The 19,829-nt window shown below is 61.7% G+C and carries 22 protein-coding genes; 13 read left to right on the top strand and 9 right to left on the bottom strand.

From position 1 onward, the window contains the following. The first annotated feature begins 54 nt into the window (after window positions 1-54). Both K7431_RS03975 and K7431_RS03970 read left to right on the top strand, forming a co-directional pair. The gene (locus tag K7431_RS03975; RefSeq protein ID WP_012724741.1) at window positions 55-1,035 is read left to right on the top strand and encodes a Gfo/Idh/MocA family protein; all 981 of its coding nucleotides are present in this window, start codon (window positions 55-57) and stop codon (window positions 1,033-1,035) included. Between the two features lie 42 nt (window positions 1,036-1,077). Then, window positions 1,078-1,707: a ribonuclease T2 family protein gene (locus tag K7431_RS03970; protein WP_012724740.1), complete on the top strand. Its 630-nt coding sequence runs from the start codon at window positions 1,078-1,080 to the stop codon at window positions 1,705-1,707. Here K7431_RS03970 and K7431_RS03965 read toward each other — a convergent pair. Continuing rightward, window positions 1,698-2,564, bottom strand: a complete 867-nt coding sequence (locus K7431_RS03965; protein WP_012724739.1) for an AraC family transcriptional regulator — start codon at window positions 2,562-2,564, stop codon at window positions 1,698-1,700. The two genes, K7431_RS03970 and K7431_RS03965, sit on opposite strands and share 10 nt — an antisense overlap. A 109-nt stretch (window positions 2,565-2,673) precedes the next feature. Here K7431_RS03965 and K7431_RS03960 point away from each other — a divergent pair, with 109 nt between their 5' ends. Next, window positions 2,674-3,084 carry a hypothetical protein gene (locus K7431_RS03960; protein ID WP_012724738.1) on the top strand — a complete coding sequence of 137 codons (411 nt, stop codon included), beginning with the start codon at window positions 2,674-2,676 and terminating at the stop codon, window positions 3,082-3,084. A gap of 33 nt (window positions 3,085-3,117) precedes the next feature. Here K7431_RS03960 and K7431_RS03955 read toward each other — a convergent pair whose 3' ends face one another. Then, entirely contained in the window at window positions 3,118-3,345 is a 228-nt protein-coding gene (locus K7431_RS03955) for a hypothetical protein (protein ID WP_012724737.1), read from the bottom strand. 200 nt (window positions 3,346-3,545) lie between these two features. Here K7431_RS03955 and K7431_RS03950 point away from each other — a divergent pair, with 200 nt between their 5' ends. Together K7431_RS03950 and glsB are read left to right on the top strand one after the other, a co-directional pair. After that, the gene (locus tag K7431_RS03950) at window positions 3,546-3,890 is read left to right on the top strand and encodes a hypothetical protein (RefSeq protein ID WP_012724736.1); all 345 of its coding nucleotides are present in this window, start codon (window positions 3,546-3,548) and stop codon (window positions 3,888-3,890) included. 55 nt (window positions 3,891-3,945) lie between these two features. After that, entirely contained in the window at window positions 3,946-4,854 is a 909-nt protein-coding gene (gene glsB / locus K7431_RS03945) for a glutaminase B (protein WP_012724735.1), read from the top strand. A 38-nt stretch (window positions 4,855-4,892) separates the two neighbouring features. On the opposite strand, the gene K7431_RS03940 is transcribed toward glsB, so the two are convergent. The 5 genes from K7431_RS03940 to K7431_RS03920 all read right to left on the bottom strand — a co-directional run bounded on the left by K7431_RS03940 (window position 4,893) and on the right by K7431_RS03920 (window position 9,059). Continuing rightward, the gene (locus tag K7431_RS03940; RefSeq protein WP_043205477.1) at window positions 4,893-5,132 is read right to left on the bottom strand and encodes a DUF6124 family protein; all 240 of its coding nucleotides are present in this window, start codon (window positions 5,130-5,132) and stop codon (window positions 4,893-4,895) included. A gap of 465 nt (window positions 5,133-5,597) precedes the next feature. Then, complete coding sequence (locus K7431_RS03935) at window positions 5,598-6,866, bottom strand: NAD(P)/FAD-dependent oxidoreductase (RefSeq protein ID WP_012724733.1); 1,269 nt, start codon at window positions 6,864-6,866, stop codon at window positions 5,598-5,600. After that, complete coding sequence (locus K7431_RS03930) at window positions 6,863-7,615, bottom strand: amino acid ABC transporter ATP-binding protein (RefSeq protein ID WP_012724732.1); 753 nt, start codon at window positions 7,613-7,615, stop codon at window positions 6,863-6,865. The genes K7431_RS03935 and K7431_RS03930 overlap by 4 nt, the downstream gene beginning before the upstream one ends. Then, the gene (locus K7431_RS03925; RefSeq protein WP_012724731.1) at window positions 7,612-8,280 is read right to left on the bottom strand and encodes an amino acid ABC transporter permease; all 669 of its coding nucleotides are present in this window, start codon (window positions 8,278-8,280) and stop codon (window positions 7,612-7,614) included. Before K7431_RS03925 ends, K7431_RS03930 begins: the two co-directional genes overlap by 4 nt. Continuing rightward, window positions 8,277-9,059 carry an ABC transporter substrate-binding protein gene (locus K7431_RS03920; protein WP_012724730.1) on the bottom strand — a complete coding sequence of 261 codons (783 nt, stop codon included), beginning with the start codon at window positions 9,057-9,059 and terminating at the stop codon, window positions 8,277-8,279. The genes K7431_RS03925 and K7431_RS03920 overlap by 4 nt, the downstream gene beginning before the upstream one ends. 215 nt (window positions 9,060-9,274) lie before the next feature. Between K7431_RS03920 and K7431_RS03915 the strand changes: the two genes are divergently transcribed. Continuing rightward, window positions 9,275-10,054: an IclR family transcriptional regulator gene (locus tag K7431_RS03915; protein ID WP_012724729.1), complete on the top strand. Its 780-nt coding sequence runs from the start codon at window positions 9,275-9,277 to the stop codon at window positions 10,052-10,054. Between the two features lie 134 nt (window positions 10,055-10,188). Here the strand turns inward: K7431_RS03915 and K7431_RS03910 are convergent, their stop codons facing one another. Both K7431_RS03910 and K7431_RS03905 read right to left on the bottom strand, forming a co-directional pair. Further along, entirely contained in the window at window positions 10,189-11,433 is a 1,245-nt protein-coding gene (locus K7431_RS03910; RefSeq protein WP_012724728.1) for a saccharopine dehydrogenase family protein, read from the bottom strand. Between the two features lie 28 nt (window positions 11,434-11,461). Continuing rightward, window positions 11,462-12,559 carry a carboxynorspermidine decarboxylase gene (locus tag K7431_RS03905; RefSeq protein ID WP_012724727.1) on the bottom strand — a complete coding sequence of 366 codons (1,098 nt, stop codon included), beginning with the start codon at window positions 12,557-12,559 and terminating at the stop codon, window positions 11,462-11,464. A gap of 397 nt (window positions 12,560-12,956) precedes the next feature. On the opposite strand from K7431_RS03905, the gene K7431_RS03900 reads away from it, so the two are divergent. Genes K7431_RS03900 through K7431_RS03870 form a run of 7 tightly spaced genes read left to right on the top strand, consistent with a single transcriptional unit; the run spans window position 12,957 to window position 19,772 of the window. After that, window positions 12,957-13,976, top strand: coding sequence for a LacI family DNA-binding transcriptional regulator (locus K7431_RS03900; RefSeq protein ID WP_012724726.1), 1,020 nt, complete (start codon window positions 12,957-12,959; stop codon window positions 13,974-13,976). Beyond that, window positions 13,960-14,964: an ABC transporter substrate-binding protein gene (locus K7431_RS03895; RefSeq protein ID WP_043205474.1), complete on the top strand. Its 1,005-nt coding sequence runs from the start codon at window positions 13,960-13,962 to the stop codon at window positions 14,962-14,964. The genes K7431_RS03900 and K7431_RS03895 overlap by 17 nt, the downstream gene beginning before the upstream one ends. After that, a complete protein-coding gene (locus K7431_RS03890; RefSeq protein ID WP_012724724.1) occupies window positions 14,965-15,783 on the top strand; it encodes an ABC transporter permease in 819 nt (272 codons plus the stop codon). After that, window positions 15,780-16,574: an ABC transporter permease gene (locus tag K7431_RS03885; protein ID WP_012724723.1), complete on the top strand. Its 795-nt coding sequence runs from the start codon at window positions 15,780-15,782 to the stop codon at window positions 16,572-16,574. The genes K7431_RS03890 and K7431_RS03885 overlap by 4 nt, the downstream gene beginning before the upstream one ends. Further along, complete coding sequence (locus tag K7431_RS03880; protein ID WP_012724722.1) at window positions 16,571-17,602, top strand: ABC transporter ATP-binding protein; 1,032 nt, start codon at window positions 16,571-16,573, stop codon at window positions 17,600-17,602. The genes K7431_RS03885 and K7431_RS03880 overlap by 4 nt, the downstream gene beginning before the upstream one ends. A gap of 9 nt (window positions 17,603-17,611) precedes the next feature. Further along, window positions 17,612-18,445, top strand: coding sequence for a phosphodiesterase (locus K7431_RS03875; protein ID WP_012724721.1), 834 nt, complete (start codon window positions 17,612-17,614; stop codon window positions 18,443-18,445). A gap of 7 nt (window positions 18,446-18,452) precedes the next feature. Then, window positions 18,453-19,772: an OprD family porin gene (locus K7431_RS03870; RefSeq protein WP_043205473.1), complete on the top strand. Its 1,320-nt coding sequence runs from the start codon at window positions 18,453-18,455 to the stop codon at window positions 19,770-19,772. Window positions 19,773-19,829 lie beyond the last annotated feature (57 nt).

Raw genomic sequence — 19,829 nt, 5'->3', positions numbered from 1 at the left:
GACGTGTGGGGATGTGGATACTGCCCGATTGACGAAAACGCACGAGGGAAACCGATGAACACCGTACGCTGGGGCATGATCGGCTGTGGCAGTGTCACTGAATTTAAGAGTGGACCCGCCTTCTACAAAGCGCCAGGTTCGGCGCTGGTGGCCGTCATGGGGCGCCGCGAGGAAGCCGTGCGCGATTATGCGGCGCGCCATGGCATTGCCCGCTTCTATACCGACGCCCAGGCCCTGATCGACGATCCCGAGGTGGACGCGGTGTACATCGCCACGCCACCCGACAGCCACCTTGAATACAGCCTGATGGTGGCCGCAGCGGGCAAGCATTGCTGTGTCGAAAAACCGATGGCATTGAATGCCGAGCAAAGCGCATTGATGCAGCGCACCTTCGAGCGTGCCGGCCTGCACCTGTTTGTTTCGTACTACCGCCGTTCGCTGCCGCGTTTCCAACAAGTGCGCCAGTGGCTGCAAGAGGGGCGCATCGGCCAACTGCGCCACCTGACTTGGACCCTGTGCAAGCCACCGGGCGCCGATGACGCCGACGCCGCCAATTGGCGCACCGACCCGCTGATTGCCGGTGGCGGTTACTTTGCCGACCTGGCCAGCCATGGGTTTGACCTGTTCCAGTACCTGGCCGGGGATATTGTCGAGGTCTCGGGCTTCACCGCGCGACAGGCCGGGCAGTATGCCGCCGAGGATGCCGTGACGGCCTGTTGGACATTCGCGTCCGGCGCGCTGGGCATGGGCTGCTGGAACTTTGTCGCCGACCGTCGTGAAGACCGGGTCGAGCTGATTGGCAGCAAGGGGCGCATTACCTTTGCAGTATTCGAGGACCAGCCGCTGCGCCTGGAAGGCGAGGTCGACGAGGTGCTGGACGTGCCTTGCCACGCGCATATCCAGTGGCACCACGTGTTGGCCATGAACGCCCATATCCGCGGGGAAGCCGAACACCCCTCACAGGCGATCGAGGCGTTGAAGACCGATCGGATCCTCGACAAGGTGCTACAACGTAACCCCCATCATCCTGGGTAGTTGCAATAGGGTAGTGATTCATTTTTCTAAGGGAACACGGGGATGAAATACTGGATGGTGTTGTGGCTGGCCATTGCCACAAGTGCAATGGCGGCGCCACGGGAGCAGCGGCCGGCGGGGGATTTTGATTTCTATGTGCTGTCGCTGTCATGGTCGCCGACGTTCTGCCTGACGCACCCGGACAACGAGCAGTGTTCGGGCAAAGGCTACGGCTTCGTGTTGCACGGACTGTGGCCGCAATACGCTCGGGGCGGGTGGCCGGCGTCGTGCGAGCCTCAATCGCAGCTCTCGGCCGAAGACATGGCCAAGGGCGCGCTGATGTTTCCCACGCGCTCACTGCTCAAGCATGAATGGGCCAAGCACGGCACCTGCAGCGGCCTGGAGGCCTCGCGCTACCTGGAGGCCACTGATGCGGCGTTGGGCGCCGTGCAGATCCCACCGCAACTGCAGCCGTTCAATGTGCCCAATTATTTGCAAGCCCGGGACATCGAACAGCTGTTCCGCGAGAGCAACCCCGCCATGGGCGACCACAGTGTGGCGGTGATCTGCAAAGGCAAGGTGTTGTCTGAAGTACGGATATGCCTGAGTAAGGAATTGCGCTTTGCCGGTTGCCCCAGGAGTGTGAAGACCCAGTGCCGGGACGGTGACATCCGGATCCCGGTTCAGCGTTGAGCCGGCGCCTGGAGCGCGTGCAACGCAATGGTCGCGGCCGCGTTCGCACTGGAGGCCCCGGCGCGATCCGCCAGGTAGCGCGCGGGCGGTTGGCCCATTGCCTTGCGGAACATGGTGATAAAGCCGCTGGCGTTCTCATAACCCAGGTCCAGGGCGACCCGCTGCACGCTCTCACCCCTGGCCAGGCGTTGCAATGACAGGATCACATGCAATTGCCGGCGCCAGCGGCCGAAACTCAGGCCGAACTCTTCCAGCAGCAGGCGCGTCATGCTGCGCTCGCTCATGCCGATGCGCACGGCCCACTGGCCGAGGGTGGCCTTATCGCCGGGGTTGGCCAGCAGGCTGTCGGCCAGGCGCCGCAACCGTGGGTCCTGGGGCATCGGCAGGTGCAAGTCTTCGATGGGCGCCTGGGCCAACTCGTCCAGCAGCGTGCTGATCAACCGGCCCTGAGCGCCGTCCTCTTCGTACCAATGCGGAAAGCTTACCGCCTTAGTAATCAACTCATGCAACAGGCCGGACACCGCCAGCGTGCAGCATTGCGGGGGCAGGGCGCCAGCGGCGTGCGGGTCGATCAGCAGGCAATACACCTCGGCTTCGCCGGCCCCCCGCGCCGCATGTGAAAGGCCGCCGGGGATCCACAGCGCACACTGGGGCGGCACAATCCAGATACCGGCCTCGATCTGGCAATGAATCACCCCGCGCAGGGTGTACATCAACTGGCCCTTGCGATGGACATGCGGTGCATGCTCCCAGGTCTGGGACGTGCTGGTAGCGCCCACGGCCACCACGGCGCGCGGGATCATGTCGGCGTCCTTGGCCCTGGAGGGGTCGAATTGATCAAGGCGGTGGCGCGTCATGGCGGTTTCACAGCTTGGCTGAATTGCGAAACATTCTGGCTATTCTGTGCAATGCCGTCCAGCAGGTTGATCCCTATGATGAGATCAACTCTCATTAAGGAGCTCTGCCATGCGACTCGACAGTTCAACATTCCCAGTGGTGAAAATCGTCTTTGATGCGCCGAACGAAGGCGGGCCCGACGATGCATTCGTGGTCTTCGAAGGTCTGCTGGCCCGCCAGCAAGCCTTCGTGCTGCTGCATGAAAAGGCCGAAGATGAAAACAGTCACGAACACTCCCACGAAGAGCGCAAACAGGCGTCGATCTGGATGAAGAAAAACAGGCCGGCCCTGCGCACGTACGTCAGGGGCATGATCCAGGTCGAGCCCAGCGCTGCGCAGCGGCTGGCGCTCAAGCCGTTTGCCGTGATGTTTGGCAAGGCGTGGGGCTACCCGTTGCTGGTGGTGGAATCCAAAGACCGCGCCTGGGCGCTGGCGCGGGATGTGCTGGATGATCGGGTGTCGGATGTGGCGCATTTTTAACGCGGCCTACAGTCCGCAAAAATGTGGCGCTCATCAGTCCACGCACATCGCCCGGCCCAGCTGGCCTTTCTCGACAGTGGCCGAGCAACCAAAGCGGCCGTTATCCGCCTGACATGCGCCTGTTACCGGGCGATTTTCGGAGGATGTGGTCACGCTGGTCCGGCATTCGCCTTCACACTGGCTCGAATCGGTACACGCCTTGCCCGCGTCCTTGTAGGGCGTGATGCACTTCCAGCTCTGCAGTTTGCCGACTTGCTTCATGCTGCCGCCGCCGGCCAGGCAAACAGAGGCGGTGGCGTCTTGGGGGCGGCGGCGTCGACGTACATGCCGATACCAACAACAGGGCGGCCAGGGCGATCATCAGTTTCATGCAAAGGTCCTCAAAGGGTGAGCGCAGCGGTGCAGTGTACGGGCAATTGGACTACTTTGAGTGACGAGCCATCCCTGATCGGTACCGAGCGATGCAGACCTTATGGAAGCGCTATATGGCGCTGCTGGAAAACGACCTGAGCACGCAGATCTTCGACAACGTGAAGAACCTGCTGGTGTGTGCACTGTTGTTTGCGGCGGGGACGCACACATTGGTCGGGCAACGTGAACTGTTTATCGGCGTGTTTGCGTCCGATGTCGCGGGGTGGGGGTTGATCATCCTGTCCGCATTGCTGACGGTGTTGAATATCAGCGATGGCATTCGCCGGCTGGCCAAGCTGCGTTATCACCTGGCGCTGCAACTGTTGCTGATCCTGGTGTACCTGGTGATTGCCGAGCGGGTGGTTGAGATTATGTGGGGCTTCCGCGCGCATTGAAGTATCCTCCGCGACCCGTTTACCAGCGATTCCAACACAGATGACAGGACAAGACATGCAGGCGATGCTCTCGTCGATTCTCGACGAAGTGCGTCCACTGATCGGCCTCGGCAAAGTCGCCGATTACATCCCCGCGCTGGCCGATGTACCGGCCAACCAACTCGGTATCGCCGTGTACGGCAACGACGGCTCGGCCTACCGCGCCGGTGATGCCGATACGCTGTTTTCGGTGCAGAGTATCTCCAAGGTGTTCAGCCTGGTGCAGGCCATCGACCACGGCGGCGAAACCATCTGGGAGCGCTTGGGCCACGAGCCGTCAGGGCAGCCGTTCAACTCCATGGTGCAGTTGGAATTCGAACGCGGGCGCCCGCGCAATCCGTTCATCAATGCGGGTGCGCTGGTGATCTGCGACATCAACCAGTCGCGCTTCGCCGTGCCGATCCTGTCGATGCGCGACTTCGTGCGGCGCCTGTCGGGCAACCCACACATCCTGGTCAACAGCGTCGTCGCCGAATCCGAAGCCCAGCATGGCGCGCGCAACGCCGCCATGGCCTACCTGATGAAATCCTTCGGCAACTTCCACAACGACGTGGATGCCGTGCTGCACAGCTACTTCAACTACTGCGCGCTGCAAATGAGCTGCGTGGATCTGGCCAAGGCGTTCAGCTTCCTGGCAAACGAGGGCACGAGTGCCCACAGCGGCGAACAGATCCTGACCGCCCGACAGACCCGACAAGTCAACTCGATCATGGCCACCAGCGGGCTGTATGACGAGGCAGGGAATTTTGCTTATCGCGTCGGCCTGCCGGGCAAGAGCGGAGTGGGTGGCGGGATCGTTGCCGTGGTGCCGGGGCAGTTTACGGTGTGCGTGTGGTCGCCGGAGTTGAACGCGGCGGGAAATTCGCTGGCGGGGATGAAGGCGTTGGAGTTGTTGAGTGAGCGGATTGGGTGGTCGGTGTTTTGAGATCGTTCCCGTTCATGGGAACGATCGTCTTTGACGATTCAGGCTGCGGGGTAAGCCGTATTCAGCGCCTTGTCGACCAATAGTTGCACCCCTTCCAGCATGCGACAGATGCCCAGCGCGATGTTGCGTTGGGCGCCGTTTACTTCAAATGCCAGGTGGGCCGCGATGTCGTTGATGGAGGCGAGGTCTTGGGAGGCGTTGGCCAGCAAGGTTTCCGTGTCTAAGTCGGCACGGACGGTGAAGAGTGTTTCTGGGGGATTGGGGCTGTCTTTGATCATGGTCAAATCTCTTTGGGAGTTGAGCCGCCACGATTCGCGGTCAAGCGAAAGAGGGTGGCAGCTATACGCGGGTTGACCGACCGGTCCCAAAGTAGCCCGGCATACCCGAAGGTATCCCGCGTACAGCTGCCGCGACACGATACAGCAGACGCAAAAGAAACGCCTGGATCGATGTTGATGCAGATGCACTTTGGGTTCGGACGGTCAAATCCGGCCGCTGAATTGGCAGCGACGGCGCAGAGGTTAGTCAGCGAAGTTCCGAGCGACAACCTGAAACCCTTGTGGGAAAAGTCCTGGAACTCATGGCTAAATGCGATCCCCTGTGGCGAGGGAGCTTGCTCCCGTTGGGCCGCGAAGCGGCCCCAAGACGGTTTGCGCGGTATACCTGATGCGGCTCGGTTGTCGGGTTTAAGGGCTGCTGCGCAGCCCAGCGCGAGCAAGCTCGCTCACTACAGGGGACGTATTTCAGCTGATATTGAACCGATCCAACACGCTATACCACGCAACGCCTGCCCCAATGTAAAACCGCTGCAACCCATGCATCGGCAAGCGCTGCAACGGTGTCACCGGGTAGGCGAACTCTGCCTGGCTGTCACACAGCTTGCCCGCCAATTGCTGGCCCAGGCTGGTACACAGTGCGATCCCACGGCCATTGCAGCCCAGTGCTAATGTGAGCCCCGGCGCTGGCTGGTGAACATGGGGCATGAAGTCACGGGTGATTGCGATACGGCCCGCCCAGCGATACTCAAATTCCAATGGCCCCAACTGCGGAAACAGCAACGCCAGCGAGCGTTCCAGGTGGGCGAAATCGGTGGGCGAGGTGGGGTCGTTGAACAGCCCGCGTCCGCCCATCAGCAAGCGGCCATGGCTGTCTTTGCGAAAGTACAGCAACAGCCTTTGCGCGGTGGAGACGGTTTCCTGGCCCGGTAAAATGCTGTCGACTGCATGGCCTTTCAAAGGCTTGGTCGCGACGATAAAACTGTTCGCCGCCAATATGCTTTGAGCCATGCCCGGCCACAGGTCGCCGCTGTAGCCGTTGGTGGCCAGCACGACTTGATCGGCCGTGACCTGTGCACCGTTCGCGGTCTGTAACTGCCAGCCGGAGCCCTGGCGATGCAGGCCCGTCACCGCGCTGTGCCCATGAATCCGCACACCCGCCGCCAGCGCCGCGCCCACCAACCCCCGGGCATACGCCAGCGGTTGAATCGCACCCGCGCGACCGTCCAGCCAGCCGCCGGCAAAAGCGTCGCTGCCCATGCGCGAGGCCACCGCCGTTGCGTTCAAACGCTGCACCGGCACGCCGCGTCTGGCCCATTGATCCGCGCGTGCATGTAACCCTGCCACGCCTTTTTCGGTGTACGACACCTGCATCCAACCCTTGCGCACCGGCGCGCAATCAATGCCGTGCTTTTCGATCAGCCTGAACACCAGGTCGGCCGAATTCGACACGGTTGAGATCAACGGTTCGGCACGCTCCGGACCGTACATTTGCACCAGTTGCTCGGGGTCGTATTTGAGCGTCGGGTTGACCTGCCCACCGTTGCGTCCCGACGCGCCCCAGCCCGGCTCGTTGGCCTCCAATACACATACACTGACGCCACGCTCGGCCAAATGCAGCGCCGTCGACAAGCCGGTATACCCCGCGCCGACAATCGCCACATCCACCTTCACCGATTCGCTCAACGCAGGCGTCGGCACCACCGAGGGCGCAGTCGCTGACCACAAGGACTTCATGACAGGCTCCGCGTATCACCAGTGGGGTGCAGCACCCGCCGCAGGAAATCCTGGGTGCGCGGATGCTGCGGATTGCCCAGCACTTGCTCGGCCGCGCCACTTTCTACGATGTAGCCGCCATGCAGGAAGCACACACGGTCTGCCACCTCCCGCGCAAAACCCATTTCGTGAGTGACCACGATCATGGTCATGCCTTCATCGGCGAGGGTGCGCATCACCGCCAATACATCGCCGACCAGTTCTGGGTCGAGCGCCGAGGTGGGTTCATCGAACAGCATGGCTTCGGGTTTCATCGCCAGGGCGCGGGCGATGGCCACGCGTTGTTGCTGGCCTCCGGAGAGTTGTTCCGGGTAGGCGTCGGCCTTGGCGCTCAGGCCGACTTTTTCCAGCAGTACCAGGGCTTCTTCGCGGGCCTGCTTGGGCGACTCGCCTTTGACGTACACCGGGCCTTCCATCACGTTCTCCAGCACGCTGCGGTGAGGGAACAGGTTGAAGCGTTGGAACACCATGCCCATGCGGCTGCGCAGGGCGTGCACGGTCTTGCTGCCGCGCTGCACGGTTTCGCCGAACACGGTAATCGCGCCACCGTCGTAGGCCTCCAGCGCGTTGATGCAGCGCAGCAGGGTGGATTTGCCAGAGCCCGAGGGGCCGATGAGGCACACCACTTCACCCTTGGCCACGTCCAAGTCGACGCCGTGCAGCACGCGGTGGCTGCCGTAGTGTTTTTGCAGTTGGCGAATTTCGATCATGCTTTTTTCCTCCGGCCCAGGTGCTGTTCCATGCGGCGCAGGCCATACACCAGCGGCAGGCTCATCAGCAGGTAGAGCAGGGCGACCAAGGTGTAGACGGTCATGTTCTGGAAGGTCGACGAGGCGATCAGTTGGCCTTGGCGGGTCATCTCGGCGACGGTGATGGTGGACACCAGCGACGAGTCCTTGAGCATCATCACCAGCGTGTTGCCATACGGCGGCAGCGCAATGCGAAACGCTTGCGGCAGGATCACCCGGCGCATCATCAGCGTCGAGCGCATGCCCAAGGCTTCGGCGGCTTCACGCTGGCCCTGTTCAACGGCAATGATGCCGGTACGGAAGTTCTCGGCCTGGTACGCCGAGTAGGCGATGCCCATGCCGATCACGCCTGCATAAAACGCGGTGAGGTGCACACCCATGTCGGGCAGCACGAAGTAGATGTAGAACAGCTGCACGATGATCGGCAGGCCACGGATCACGTTGATGATGGTGCTCGCCGTCCACGACAGCGCACGGATCGGCGACAGCTTGAGCAACGCCAGCACCAGGCCGATGGCACTGCTGAGCAGGAACGACAGCACGGTGATCTGGATCGTCACCCAGGCGCCTTGCAGCAAAATCGGCAAGAAGTCCTGGGCGTTTTGCAGGAACTCAGCCGGGTTCATGGGCGCACCTGGGTATCGAGTCCCCACTTCTTCAGGATGCTGTCGAGGGTGCCATCCGCCTTGATGCTGGCGATGGCGGTGTTCAGGCGTTCGAGGGTTTTTGTGTCGCCCTTGCGCACCACCAGGCACACTTCGCCGACATTGGTGGGCTTGTAGTCCGGCGCCAGTTTCACGCCTTTGAACAGCTTCTGGCGGATCTGGTAGGCGACCACCGGCTGATCACCCACGGCGGCCTTGATGCGGCCCAGGGACAGGTCACGGACCATCTCGCCGATGGAGTCGTAGGTGCGGATTTCCTTGAAGATGCCGAGCTTGTTCAACTGGTCATAGAAGACGGTGCCGGCCTGTACGCCGACCACCTGATCCTTCAGCGGCATCAGGTCGGGGTAGGCGGTGTTGTCATCGGTGTTGATGATCAGGCCTTCACCGTAGGCATACACCGGGGCGCTGAAGTCGACGACCTTGGTGCGCTCTTCGGTCTTGAGCATGCCCGCGGAAATGAAGTCGAGCTTGCCGGAGGTCAGGGAGGGGATCAGTGCGGCGAAGTTGGTCTGCTCGATCTGGCTGGTGAAACCGCCGGCCTTGCCCACGGCCTCAGCCACGTCGACCATCACGCCCTGGATGCTGTTGCTCTTGATGTCTAGGAAGGTAAACGGCGAACCACTGGCCGTTGCACCGACTTTGTACGAGGACGCACTTTCTGCGTGCGCAGCGCTGACGCAGAACGTGGCGCAAAGACCGAAGGCAAGGCGGCGAAACAAGGGCGAAAGACTGTTCATCGGGTTACTCCAGAAGGAAAACGGAAAGTCAGTACCGCAAGCGGCTGCCGATGAAATCGCAAGCTCTGTGCCATTTCGATTTAAAAAAATCGAATGTCGCTATAGAAAGTAGACAAAATGAACTATTCGTATCGATATGCGATATTTAGTGGTCTATTTTAATGATTTAGAGTAGAAATATCGCCACGCCTGATCGACCTGACCGCGAGTCCTCCATGTCCGAAGAACGCAACAGTCTGCACAACCAATCCCTGGAAAAGGGCCTGTCGGTGCTCAAGGCCTTCAGTGCCCAACGCCGCAGCATGAGCCTTGCAGAGGTGGCCGAGGCCGCCGGCATGACCAAAAGCTCGGCCCAGCGCATGGTGTTTACCCTTGAGAGCCTGGGTTACCTTCGGAAACACTCCCGCACACGGCATTACCAACTCACACCGCACGTGTTGGAGTTGGGCTTCAGTTACCTGGATGCGCATTCGTTGATCGAGGTGGCCAATCCGTTTCTCTCGGAGTTGACGCGATTGACCGGTGAGACCTCGTGCCTCACCGAACCTGCGGGCTACGACATGACCTATATCGCACGGTTCGTCAGCTCGGGCTTTGTGCCGGTGCATATGCCGATCGGCTCGCGGGTGCCGATGTATTGCACGGCGTCGGGGCGAGCGTACTTGAGTGCCTTGCCGCAGGACGAGGCGTTGGTGTTGATCGAGAACAGCCAGCGCATTGCGCACACCAGCCAGACGCTGACTGAAGTCGACAAAATCATGGAGTCGTTGCAGCAAGTGCGCGAGCAGGGCTATGCGGTGAATGGCCAGGAGCTGTTCCTGGGCGACATGACCATTGGTGCGCCGGTGCTGGGCGCCAATGGCCGGCCGGTGGCGGCGGTGCATGTGGTGGCGCCCACCAGTCGGTGGAGCAGGGCTGATGCGGAGCGGCAGTTGGCGCCGGCGCTTTTACAATGTTCGAGGGCGCTGAGCAACTCGGCCCGGAACTTGGAATAACAGACACCCTAAAACCAAATGTGGGAGGGGGCTTGCCCCCGATTGCAGTGTGTCAGTCAATACAGCTGTGACTGATCTACCGCTCTCGGGGGCAAGCCCCCTCCCACCGTTTTGTTCGGTCAGCGATCGCCTATTCAGGCAATTGCATCCCAAGCCCGATCACCGTGCTCGTCTTTAATCCGAGTCGGCAAGCCCATCACGTCCAGCGCTTTCAGGAACGGCTCAGCCGGCAGTTCTTCGACGTTGGCCATGTGCTTCACATCCCATTCGCCACGCGCCACCAGCAGCGCGGCGGCGACCGGTGGAACACCTGCGGTGTAGGAGATGCCTTGGCTGTCGGTCTCGGCAAAGGCTTCTTCATGGCACGCCACGTTGTAGATGAACATCTCGTGGGGTTGGCCGTTCTTGGTGCCTTTGACCAGGTCGCCGATGCAGGTCTTGCCGGTGTAGCCCGGCGCGAGCGAAGACGGGTCGGGCAGCACGGCCTTGACCAGTTTCAGCGGCACGACTTCCAGGCCTTCGGCGGTGGTGACCGGCTTTTCGGAGAGCAGGCCGAGGTTCTTCAGCACGGTAAACACGTTGATGTAGTGTTCGCCGAAGCTCATCCAGAAACGCACGTTGGGCACGTCGAGGTTTTTCGACAGCGAGTGCACTTCATCGTGGCCGGTGAGGTAAAGGTTCTGCGAACCGACGACCGGCAGGTCGTCGGTGCGTTTGACTTCGAACATGGTGTTGCTGGTCCACTGGCTGTTCTGCCAGCTCCACACCTGTCCGGTGAACTCGCGGAAGTTGATTTCCGGGTCGAAGTTGGTGGCGAAGTATTTGCCATGGGAGCCGGCATTGACGTCGAGGATGTCGATCGAATCAATGCGGTCGAAATGCTGTTGCTGCGCCAGCGCGGCATACGCGTTGACGACACCCGGGTCGAAGCCCACGCCAAGGATGGCGGTGATGTTCTTCTGTTTGCACTCTTCCAGGTGGTTCCACTCGTAGTTGCCGTACCACGGCGGGGTCTCGCAGACCTTGCCCGGCTCTTCGTGGATGGCGGTGTCGAGGTACGCAACGCCGGTGTCGATGCAGGCCCGCAGGACCGACATGTTGAGGAACGCGGAGCCGACGTTGATGACGATCTGCGATTCGGTCTCGCGGATCAGGGCCTTGGTCGCTTCCACGTCCAGGGCGTTCAGCGCGAAGGCTTGGATATCGGCGGGAACCTTGAGGCTACCCTTGGCCTTGACGCTGTCGATGATGGCCTGGCATTTGGAGATGTTGCGCGACGCGATAGCAATACGACCGAGTTCGTCGTTGTGCTGCGCGCACTTGTGGGCCACCACCTTGGCGACACCTCCTGCACCAATGATAAGAACGTTCTTTTTCAATTGCTTTATCTCTCCTTTATCCGCCAGCTTACGAAAGGCTGGACAGGTAGTCGTCGTAACCAAATTCACGAACCACCTCGACTGTACCGTCGAGTTGTTTCACTACGATGGACGGCATTTTCAGGCCGTTGAACCAGTTTTTCTTGACCATGGTGTAGCCTGCGGTGTCGATGAACGACAGCCGATCGCCGATGGCCAGCGGACGATCAAATTGATACTCGCCGAAGATGTCCCCGGCCAGGCAGGATTTGCCGCACACCATGACGGTGTGTTCGCCATCGCTCGGCGCCAGCTTGGCGTTGAGGCGATAGATCAGCAGGTCCAGCAGGTGGGCTTCGATGGAACTGTCGACCACGGCGAGGTTCTTGCCGTTGTAGAGGGTGTCGAGCACGGTGACTTCCAGGGAGGCGCTGTTGGTGATCGCCGCTTCGCCGGGTTCCAGGTAGACCTGCACGCCGTACTTTTCGGAGAACGCCTTCAGGCGCGCGCAGAACGCGTCCACGGCATAGTCTTCACCGGTGAAGTGGATGCCGCCGCCGAGGCTGACCCACTCGACCTTGTGCAGCAGCGCGCCGAAGCGTTCTTCGATGGTGCCGAGCATGTTGTCGAACAGGCTGAAATCGCCGTTCTCGCAGTTGTTGTGGAACATAAAGCCGGAGATCTGCTCGATCACGCCTTCGATCTTCACCGGGTCCCATTCGCCCAGGCGGCTGAACGGACGCGCCGGGTCGGCCAGCAAGTAGTCGGAACTGCTCACCTGCGGGTTGACGCGCAGGCCGCGGGTCTTGCCTTCGGAGCGTTCGGCAAAGCGCTGCAGCTGGCTGATGGAGTTGAAGATGATCTTGTCGCAGTTATCCAGCATCTCTTCGATTTCATCGTCGGCCCAGGCCACGCTGTAGGCGTGCGCCTCGCCTTCGAACTTCTGGCGGCCGAGCTTGAGCTCATACAGCGACGACGAGGTGGTGCCGTCCATGTATTGCTGCATCAGGTCGAACACCGACCAGGTGGCAAAGCACTTGAGCGCCAGCAGGGCCTTGGCGCCGGACTGCTCGCGCACGTAAGCAATCTTCTGCATGTTGACCAGAAGCTTCTGTTTATCGATGAGGTAGTACGGCGTTTTGATCATTTTTGAGAGCCTGCGGCGGTGCCTGCCAAAAAAGGACACGCATTGTGCCCGCACTTGGATCGAATCGAAAGGTTAGTGGGCGGATTTTGCTGCCCTTGGTTTACGAGCGTAGCGCCAGAGTGTGACTGTTCAGGGGCCGACACCGTTTTTTTGTAGTGAGCGGGCTTGCCCCGCGCTGGGGGGCGAAGCCGCCCTGAATCCAGGCACCACGATTTTTCTGGAGCTCCGCGGCGTCCTTATTGGGGTGGCTTCGCCACCCAGCGCGGGGCAAGCCCGCTCACCACAGGTGCATGGCAGCAGTCCTTGGCTGACATCAAATCGTCATGTTCTCGGCACTGAACTGCCACATTCCCCCGCTACTGTCCTCGCCAATGAGATCGATCTCAAGCGAGTGACAATGACTGACCTGAAAGACGTTGCGCGCCTGGCTGGTGTATCCCGCGCCACCGCCGCCCGCACCTTTGCCTCCCCCGACCAAGTGCGCCCGACCACCCGCGAGCAGGTGTTCGCCGCCGCCCGTGAGTTGGGCTTCCGGCCGAACCTGCTGGGCCGCCAATTGCGCCTGCAAACCACCCAATTGATCGGCGTGGTGGTGCCTAACCTGCTCAACCCGGTGTTTGCCGAGCAGTTCCAGGCCATGGAGCGCGCTGCACGGTCGCGCGGCTACAGCCTGTTGCTGGCAACCACCGACTACAGCAGTGAACGCGAGTGCATTGTGGTGGAAGAGCTGCTGCGCCAGCGCGTCGACGGCCTGGTGCTGACGGTCACCGATGCCGAGAGCAATAGCGTGCTCAGCAGCCTGAACACCGAACAGACGCCGTTCGTACTGGCCTACCACCAACCTAGCAACCCCAACTACAGCGCCGTGTCGGTCGACAACCGCGCCGGCATGGCCATGGCAACCCGGTATCTGCTGGACGCCGGACACCGGCGCATCAGCATGGTCGCTGGCCCCGCTTTGCAATCGGACCGTGCCCGCCTGCGTTACGCCGGTTACTGCGATGCGATGAAGGAATACGGCCTCAAGAGCCGCCCGGTGATCGAAATGCCGGCCCACACCCAGGCCGAATTCGCTGCTATCGAACCTTTCCTCCAGGGGGCCGAGGCACCCACCGCTTTGGTGTGCTCCAACGATTTCCTGGCAATCAGCCTGATCGCTGAGTTGCGCCGCAACGCTTGGAACGTACCCGAACAACTCTCGGTGATGGGGTTCGACGGCATCAGCCTCGGCACCCAGATGCACCCGACCCTGTGCAGCGTGGTGCAGCCCATTGCGCTGCTTGCCAGCACCGTGATTGACCAGTTGCTGGCGCAGATCGCCGGCAACGCCCCGATTTCCCATTGCCTGCCTTGCCACATTCGACCAGGCGACAGTACCCAACCCCATGAGGAGACCCTTGATGCGCGCACTCAGTAAAACCCTGGCAGCCCTGCTGCTGTGCGGTACGGCCAGCCTGGCCCAGGCCGCCGACACCGCGATTTGCTACAATTGCCCGCCGGACTGGGCCGACTGGGGCACTCAGCTCAAGGCTATTGCCGCCAGCACCGGCGTGCAGGTGCCGCTGGACAACAAGAACTCCGGCCAGTCCCTGGCGCAGTTGGTGGCGGAAAAAGCCGCACCGGTCGCCGACGTCGTTTACTACGGCGTGACCTTCGGTCTGCAGGCACAAAAAGCCCAGGTGGTCGACACCTACAAACCCAAGGGCTGGGAGCAGATTCCGGCGGGCCTCAAAGACCCTGCCGGCCATTGGTTCGCGATCCATTCCGGCACCTTGGGCATCATGGTCAACGTTGATGCACTCGGTGGTTTGCCGGTGCCGCAAAGCTGGGCCGACCTGCTCAAGCCAGAGTACAAAGGCATGGTCGGTTACCTCGACCCGTCCAGCGCCTTCGTCGGCTACGTGTCGGCAGTGGCGATCAACCGTGCCATGGGCGGCGACCTCGACAACTTTGCCCCGGCCATCGACTACTTCCAGAAACTGGCAAAGAACGCGCCCATCGTGCCCAAGCAAACCGCGTATGCACGGGTGCTGTCCGGTGAGTTGCCGATCCTGGTGGACTACGACTTCAACGCCTACCGCGCGCGCTACAAAGACAAGGCCAACGTCGCCTTCGTGATCCCCAAGGAAGGCAGCATCAGCGTGCCTTACGTGATGAGCCTGGTCGCCAACGCGCCGCACCGCGCCAATGCCGAAAAAGTCCTCGACTTCGTGCTGTCGGACGAAGGCCAGGCACTCTGGGCCAAGGCGTACCTGCGCCCTGTGCGCCCGATGAAAATGCCGGCCGACGTCGCCGCGCAGTTCCTGCCCGACAGCGATTACGCGCGCGCCGGGGTGGTGGACTACGAAAAAATGGCCGCTGTGCAGGAAGCCTTCGCCGCCCGTTACCTGAACGAGGTCAAGTAAGTGGCAGCATCGGCAAGACATGCCGCCTGGGCACTGGCCCCGGCGTTTGCGGTGCTGCTCGCGTTCTGGCTGTTGCCGCTCGCGCACTTGGTGCTGCTCGGTGCCGAAAGCCGTGACAGCAACGGCAGCGGTTACTGGCAGGTACTCAGCAGCGCGCAGTACCTGGGCAGCCTTGGGCAAACCCTGGTGCTGGCGGTGGTGGTGACGCTGGTCGCGTTGGTGATCGGCGGCATCAGCGGCGTGTTTCTCGCCCGCCAGCAGTTCTTCGGGCGCTCGGCGCTGGTGGCATTGCTGACGTTTCCGCTGGCGTTTCCCGGCGTGGTGGTGGGCTTCCTGGTGATTCTGCTGGCGGGGCGCCAGGGCCTGTTTGCCGCCCTGGGCCTGCAACTGGCGGGTGAGCGCTGGATCTTTGCCTACTCGCTGGCGGGGTTGTTCGTGGGGTACCTGTATTTCTCGATTCCACGGGTGATCCTCACGGTGATGGCCGCCTGCGAAAGCCTCGACCGCAGCCTGGAAGAAGCCGCGCATTCGCTGGGTGCCGGGCATTGGCGGGTGGTGTGCGATGTGATTGTGCCGGGCCTGGCGCCGGCGCTGGCGTCGTGCGGGGCGATCTGTTTTGCCACGTCCATGGGCGCCTTTGGCACCGCCTTTACCTTGGGCACGCGGCTGAATGTCACCCCGGTGGCGATCTACAACGTGTTTACCAACTACGCCAACTTTGCCGTGGCTGCCGCGCTGTCGGTGGTCCTCGGCGCGGTGACCTGGGCCGTGTTGCTGCTCACGCGCCGCCTGGTGAAAAACGCGGGGACTGTGCTGTGAAACGCTCATCGCTGTTTGTGATGCAACTGCTGTTTACCCTGCTGGTGTGTGCCTTCATGTTGGTGCCGGTGCTCATGTCGCTGCTGGCCGGGCTGACGCGCAACTTCTTTGTGGGCCTGTCCAGCGGCTTGACCTTCGATTGGTTGATCCAGGTGTGGCAGGCCTATTCGCCCACCGTGTGGTTGTCGCTGCAACTGGCGCTGGCCTGTGCCGTGTGCGTCTGCGTGATTGGCGTACCGGCGGCCTACGCATTGGTACGTATGAACAACCGCTTCAGCCGCGCTTTTGAAGAACTGATGGTGCTGCCGGTGGCCATGCCCGGACTGGCCAGTGCGCTGGCCTTGCTGCTCACCTATGGCCAGTTCGGCAGCTTCCGTAGCAGTTGGGTGTTCATTTTGGTCGGCCACGTGTTGTTCACCTTGCCGTTCCTGGTACGCCCGGTGATGGCGGTGATGCAGCGCCAGCAATTGCCGGTGCTGGAGGAGGCGGCGGCCAGCCTGGGCGCCGGTCCGATCAAGCGTTTCTTCAGCGTGGTGGTGCCCAACTGCCGGGCGGGGATCCTGGCCGGTGTGCTGATGGTGGTCACGTTGTCCCTGGGTGAGTTCAACCTGACCTGGATGCTCCATACGCCGATGACCAAGACCTTGCCCGTGGGCCTGGCGGACAGCTACGCCTCGGCGCGCCTGGAAATCGCCAGCGCCTACACCCTTATCTTTTTGCTGATGATCGTGCCGCTGCTGATCGCGCTGCAGGCCATCAGTGCCCGTTTGTCCCGTGGAGAGCGTCGATGACCGCTATCACTATTCGCCTGCAAGGCTGTCGCAAGGCGTTCGCCGACGGCACCGTGGCCGTGCATGACCTGAACCTGACCGTCGAAGGCGGCGAAACCCTGGCGATCCTTGGCCCGTCAGGCTGTGGCAAAACCACGACCTTGCGCCTGATCGCCGGCCTGGAACGCCCGGATGTGGGCCAAGTGTTTTTTGGCGATCAGGACGTGACCCGCCTGCCGATCGAACGCCGCGACGTGGGCATGGTATTCCAGAACTACGCGCTGTTCCCCAACCTGGATGTGGCGGGGAATATCGTTTACGGCTTGAAGATTCGCGGCATGTCGGTGCCTGAGCGCAACAAGCGCTGCGACGAATTGCTGGAACTGGTGGGCTTGCAGCATCACGGCAAGCGCAGCATCCACGAGCTCTCCGGCGGCCAGCGTCAGCGTGTGGCCCTGGCCCGTGCCTTGGCGCCGCGCCCCAAGGTGTTATTGCTGGATGAACCGCTGGCGGCCCTCGATGCGCAATTGCGCGAACGGCTGCGCAGCGAACTGAACGAACTGCTGCGTGGGCTCGGCATCACCTCGGTGTTCGTCACCCACGACCAGGGTGAAGCCATGGCCCTGGGCGACCGCATCCTGGTGATGGAACACGGGCGTGTTGCCCAACTGGCTAGCCCACGGGACATCTACCAGAAACCGGCTAACGCCTTCGTCGCGGGGTTTGTCGGCAACCTCAATGCCTTCGCGGTGATCGAGCCTTCAGCGCATGGCTTGAAAGTCTGCGGCGGCGAGTTGCCGTGGCACGGAGCGGACCTGCCCAGCACGATCTACTGCCGCCCTGAACACTTGCGGGTGATGGAAGGAGAAGGGCACCTGCACGGCCATCTGCTGGCGCAGTTTTTCCAGGGCGCGCAAAGCCGTCTGCTCGTGGACGTGGGCGGCCCGCAACCGCTGCTGGTCGACAGCAGCGACAACCAGCTCTACACCGTCGGCGCGCCGATTGCCTTGGCGATTGCGCCGCACATGTTGTTCACCCTGAATGCTTGAGAATCTATTGTGAATCATCCGTTTCTTGTCGCGCAGATCAGCGACCTGCACCTTAAAGCCGGCCAGCGCCTCACCTATGGCGTTGTCGACACCTTGGGCGCGCTGCGCCGTGCCGTCGACCACCTGAACGCCAGCCACCCGCGCCCCGATATCGTGGTGATCAGCGGTGACCTGGTGGATTTCGGCCGCGCCGATGAATACGCCGTGCTGCACCCTGAACTCGCCCGCCTGCAGATGCCCTGCTACCTGGTGCCCGGCAACCACGACACACGAGGTCCGCTGCTGGAGGCGTTCCGTGATCACCCCTATTTGCCCGCGTCGGCGGATGGCCCATTGGACTGGGTGGTAGACGACCACCCGCTGCGCCTGATCGGCCTCGACTCGACCATCCCGGGAGGTCACGGCGGCCAGTTACTCGACAGCCAACTGCAGTGGCTCGACGAGCAGTTGGCGCTGCGCCCGCACGCGCCAACGCTGTTGATCCTGCATCACCCGCCGTTTATCAGCGGCATCGGCCATATGGACCGTGAACCTTTCATCAACGCCGCCGCCCTCGAGCAAGTCGTTGCGCGCCATCCGCAAGTGGAGCGCCTGTTGTGCGGGCACCTGCACCGGCCGATGCAGCGGCGTTTCGGCGGCAGTGTGAGTTGTGTGTGCCCCGGCACTTCTCACCAGATCGTGCTGGATTTGCAAGAAGCGGCGCCCGCGCATTTCAACCTGGAGCCGGCGGGCTATTTGTTGCATCGCTGGGAGGCGCAACAAGGTTTGATCAGCCACAACGGCGTATTCGGGGACTACCCGGGGCCGTATCCGTTTTATGACGCTCATGGGTTAATTGACTGAGGTTGTGATGAAAGCCACTTTGAATGTGTTAAGCGTATTGACCGGCGGCCTGGGCATTGCCTTGAGCCCCTTGGCTTCGGCTGATTTTTTGGGGGACAGCAAAGCCAACTTGAGCATGCGCAACTTCTACTTCAACAACGACAACCGTGACGGCGCCGCCGCCCCCTCGAAGACCGAAGAGTGGGGCCAGGCGTTTATCCTCAACTATCAATCGGGCTTTACCGATGGCACCGTGGGGTTTGGCCTGGACGCCGTCGGCATGCTTGGCGTGACCCTCGACAGCGGCGCCGGCCGCCATGTGGGCAGCTCGATGATCCCCAACGACGACGGCAAGGCCGTCGACAACTGGGCCCGTGGCGGCGCAACGGCCAAGGCGCGTTTCGCCAAGAGCGAACTGCGCTACGGCTACCTGCGTCCGAACCTGCCGATCCTGGTGAGCAACGACGGTCGCCTGTTGCCACAGTCTTTCGAAGGCGGGCAAATCACCAGCAAAGACATCGATAACCTGACCCTGACCGGCGGCCAGCTGCAACACACCACCGGCCGTGGCTCCAGTGATCGCAGCGGCCTGGCGGCAGCGGGCGGTACCCAGGAAAGCAACACGTTCAACTATGCAGGCGCCGATTACCAAGTGACCAAGGACCTGATGGTCCAGTACTACTACGCCAACCTCGAGGATTATTACCAGCAGCACTTCGCCGGGTTGATCCATGTACTGCCGCTCGGTGATTACGGCTCATTGAAAACCGACCTGCGCTACTTCAAGACCAGCTCCGACGGCAAAAACAGCAGCGCCGCCGGCCGTGCCGAAGGCTACAAAATCAGCGGGTTTACCAAAAACGGCAACGGTGAAATCGACAACAACACCTGGAGCGCGGCGTTCATCTACTCCCTGGGGCCGCACGCGATTACCGCTGGTTACCAGCAAGTCTCGGATGACAGTAACTTCGCCCAACTCAACCAGGGTGGCCTGGTGAACAAAGGGGAGGGCGGCGCCAGCCTGTACCTCTACACCGACCGCACCGTGCAGACCTTTATCCAGGCGGGCGAGCGTACGGCGTTTGCGCAGTACGCCTACGACTTCGCGTCACTGGGCGTGCCCGGCTTGAAGGCCTCGCTGATGTACTTGAAGGGTGATCACATCCTCACCGCCAGCGGCAACGATGCCAGCGAGTGGGAGCGCGATATCTCGCTGGATTACGTGGTGCAGAGCGGTACGTTCAAGAACGTCGGGTTTGGCTGGCGTAACGGCGTGTCGCGCAGTGAAGTGGCGCGGGACCAGGATCAGAATCGGGTGTTTGTGAGTTATTCGATTCCGTTGCTGTAACGGCACTTCAACCCTAACCCTGTGGCGAGGGGGCTTGCTCCTGTTGGGCTGCGCAGC

Source organism: Pseudomonas fluorescens group sp. (assembly GCF_020093335.1).
In the GTDB taxonomy this organism is placed as follows: Bacteria; Pseudomonadota; Gammaproteobacteria; order Pseudomonadales; family Pseudomonadaceae; genus Aquipseudomonas; species Aquipseudomonas petroselini.
The sequence above is the reverse complement of the archived record's forward strand: the minus strand, read 5'-3'. Positions and strand labels throughout refer to the sequence as shown.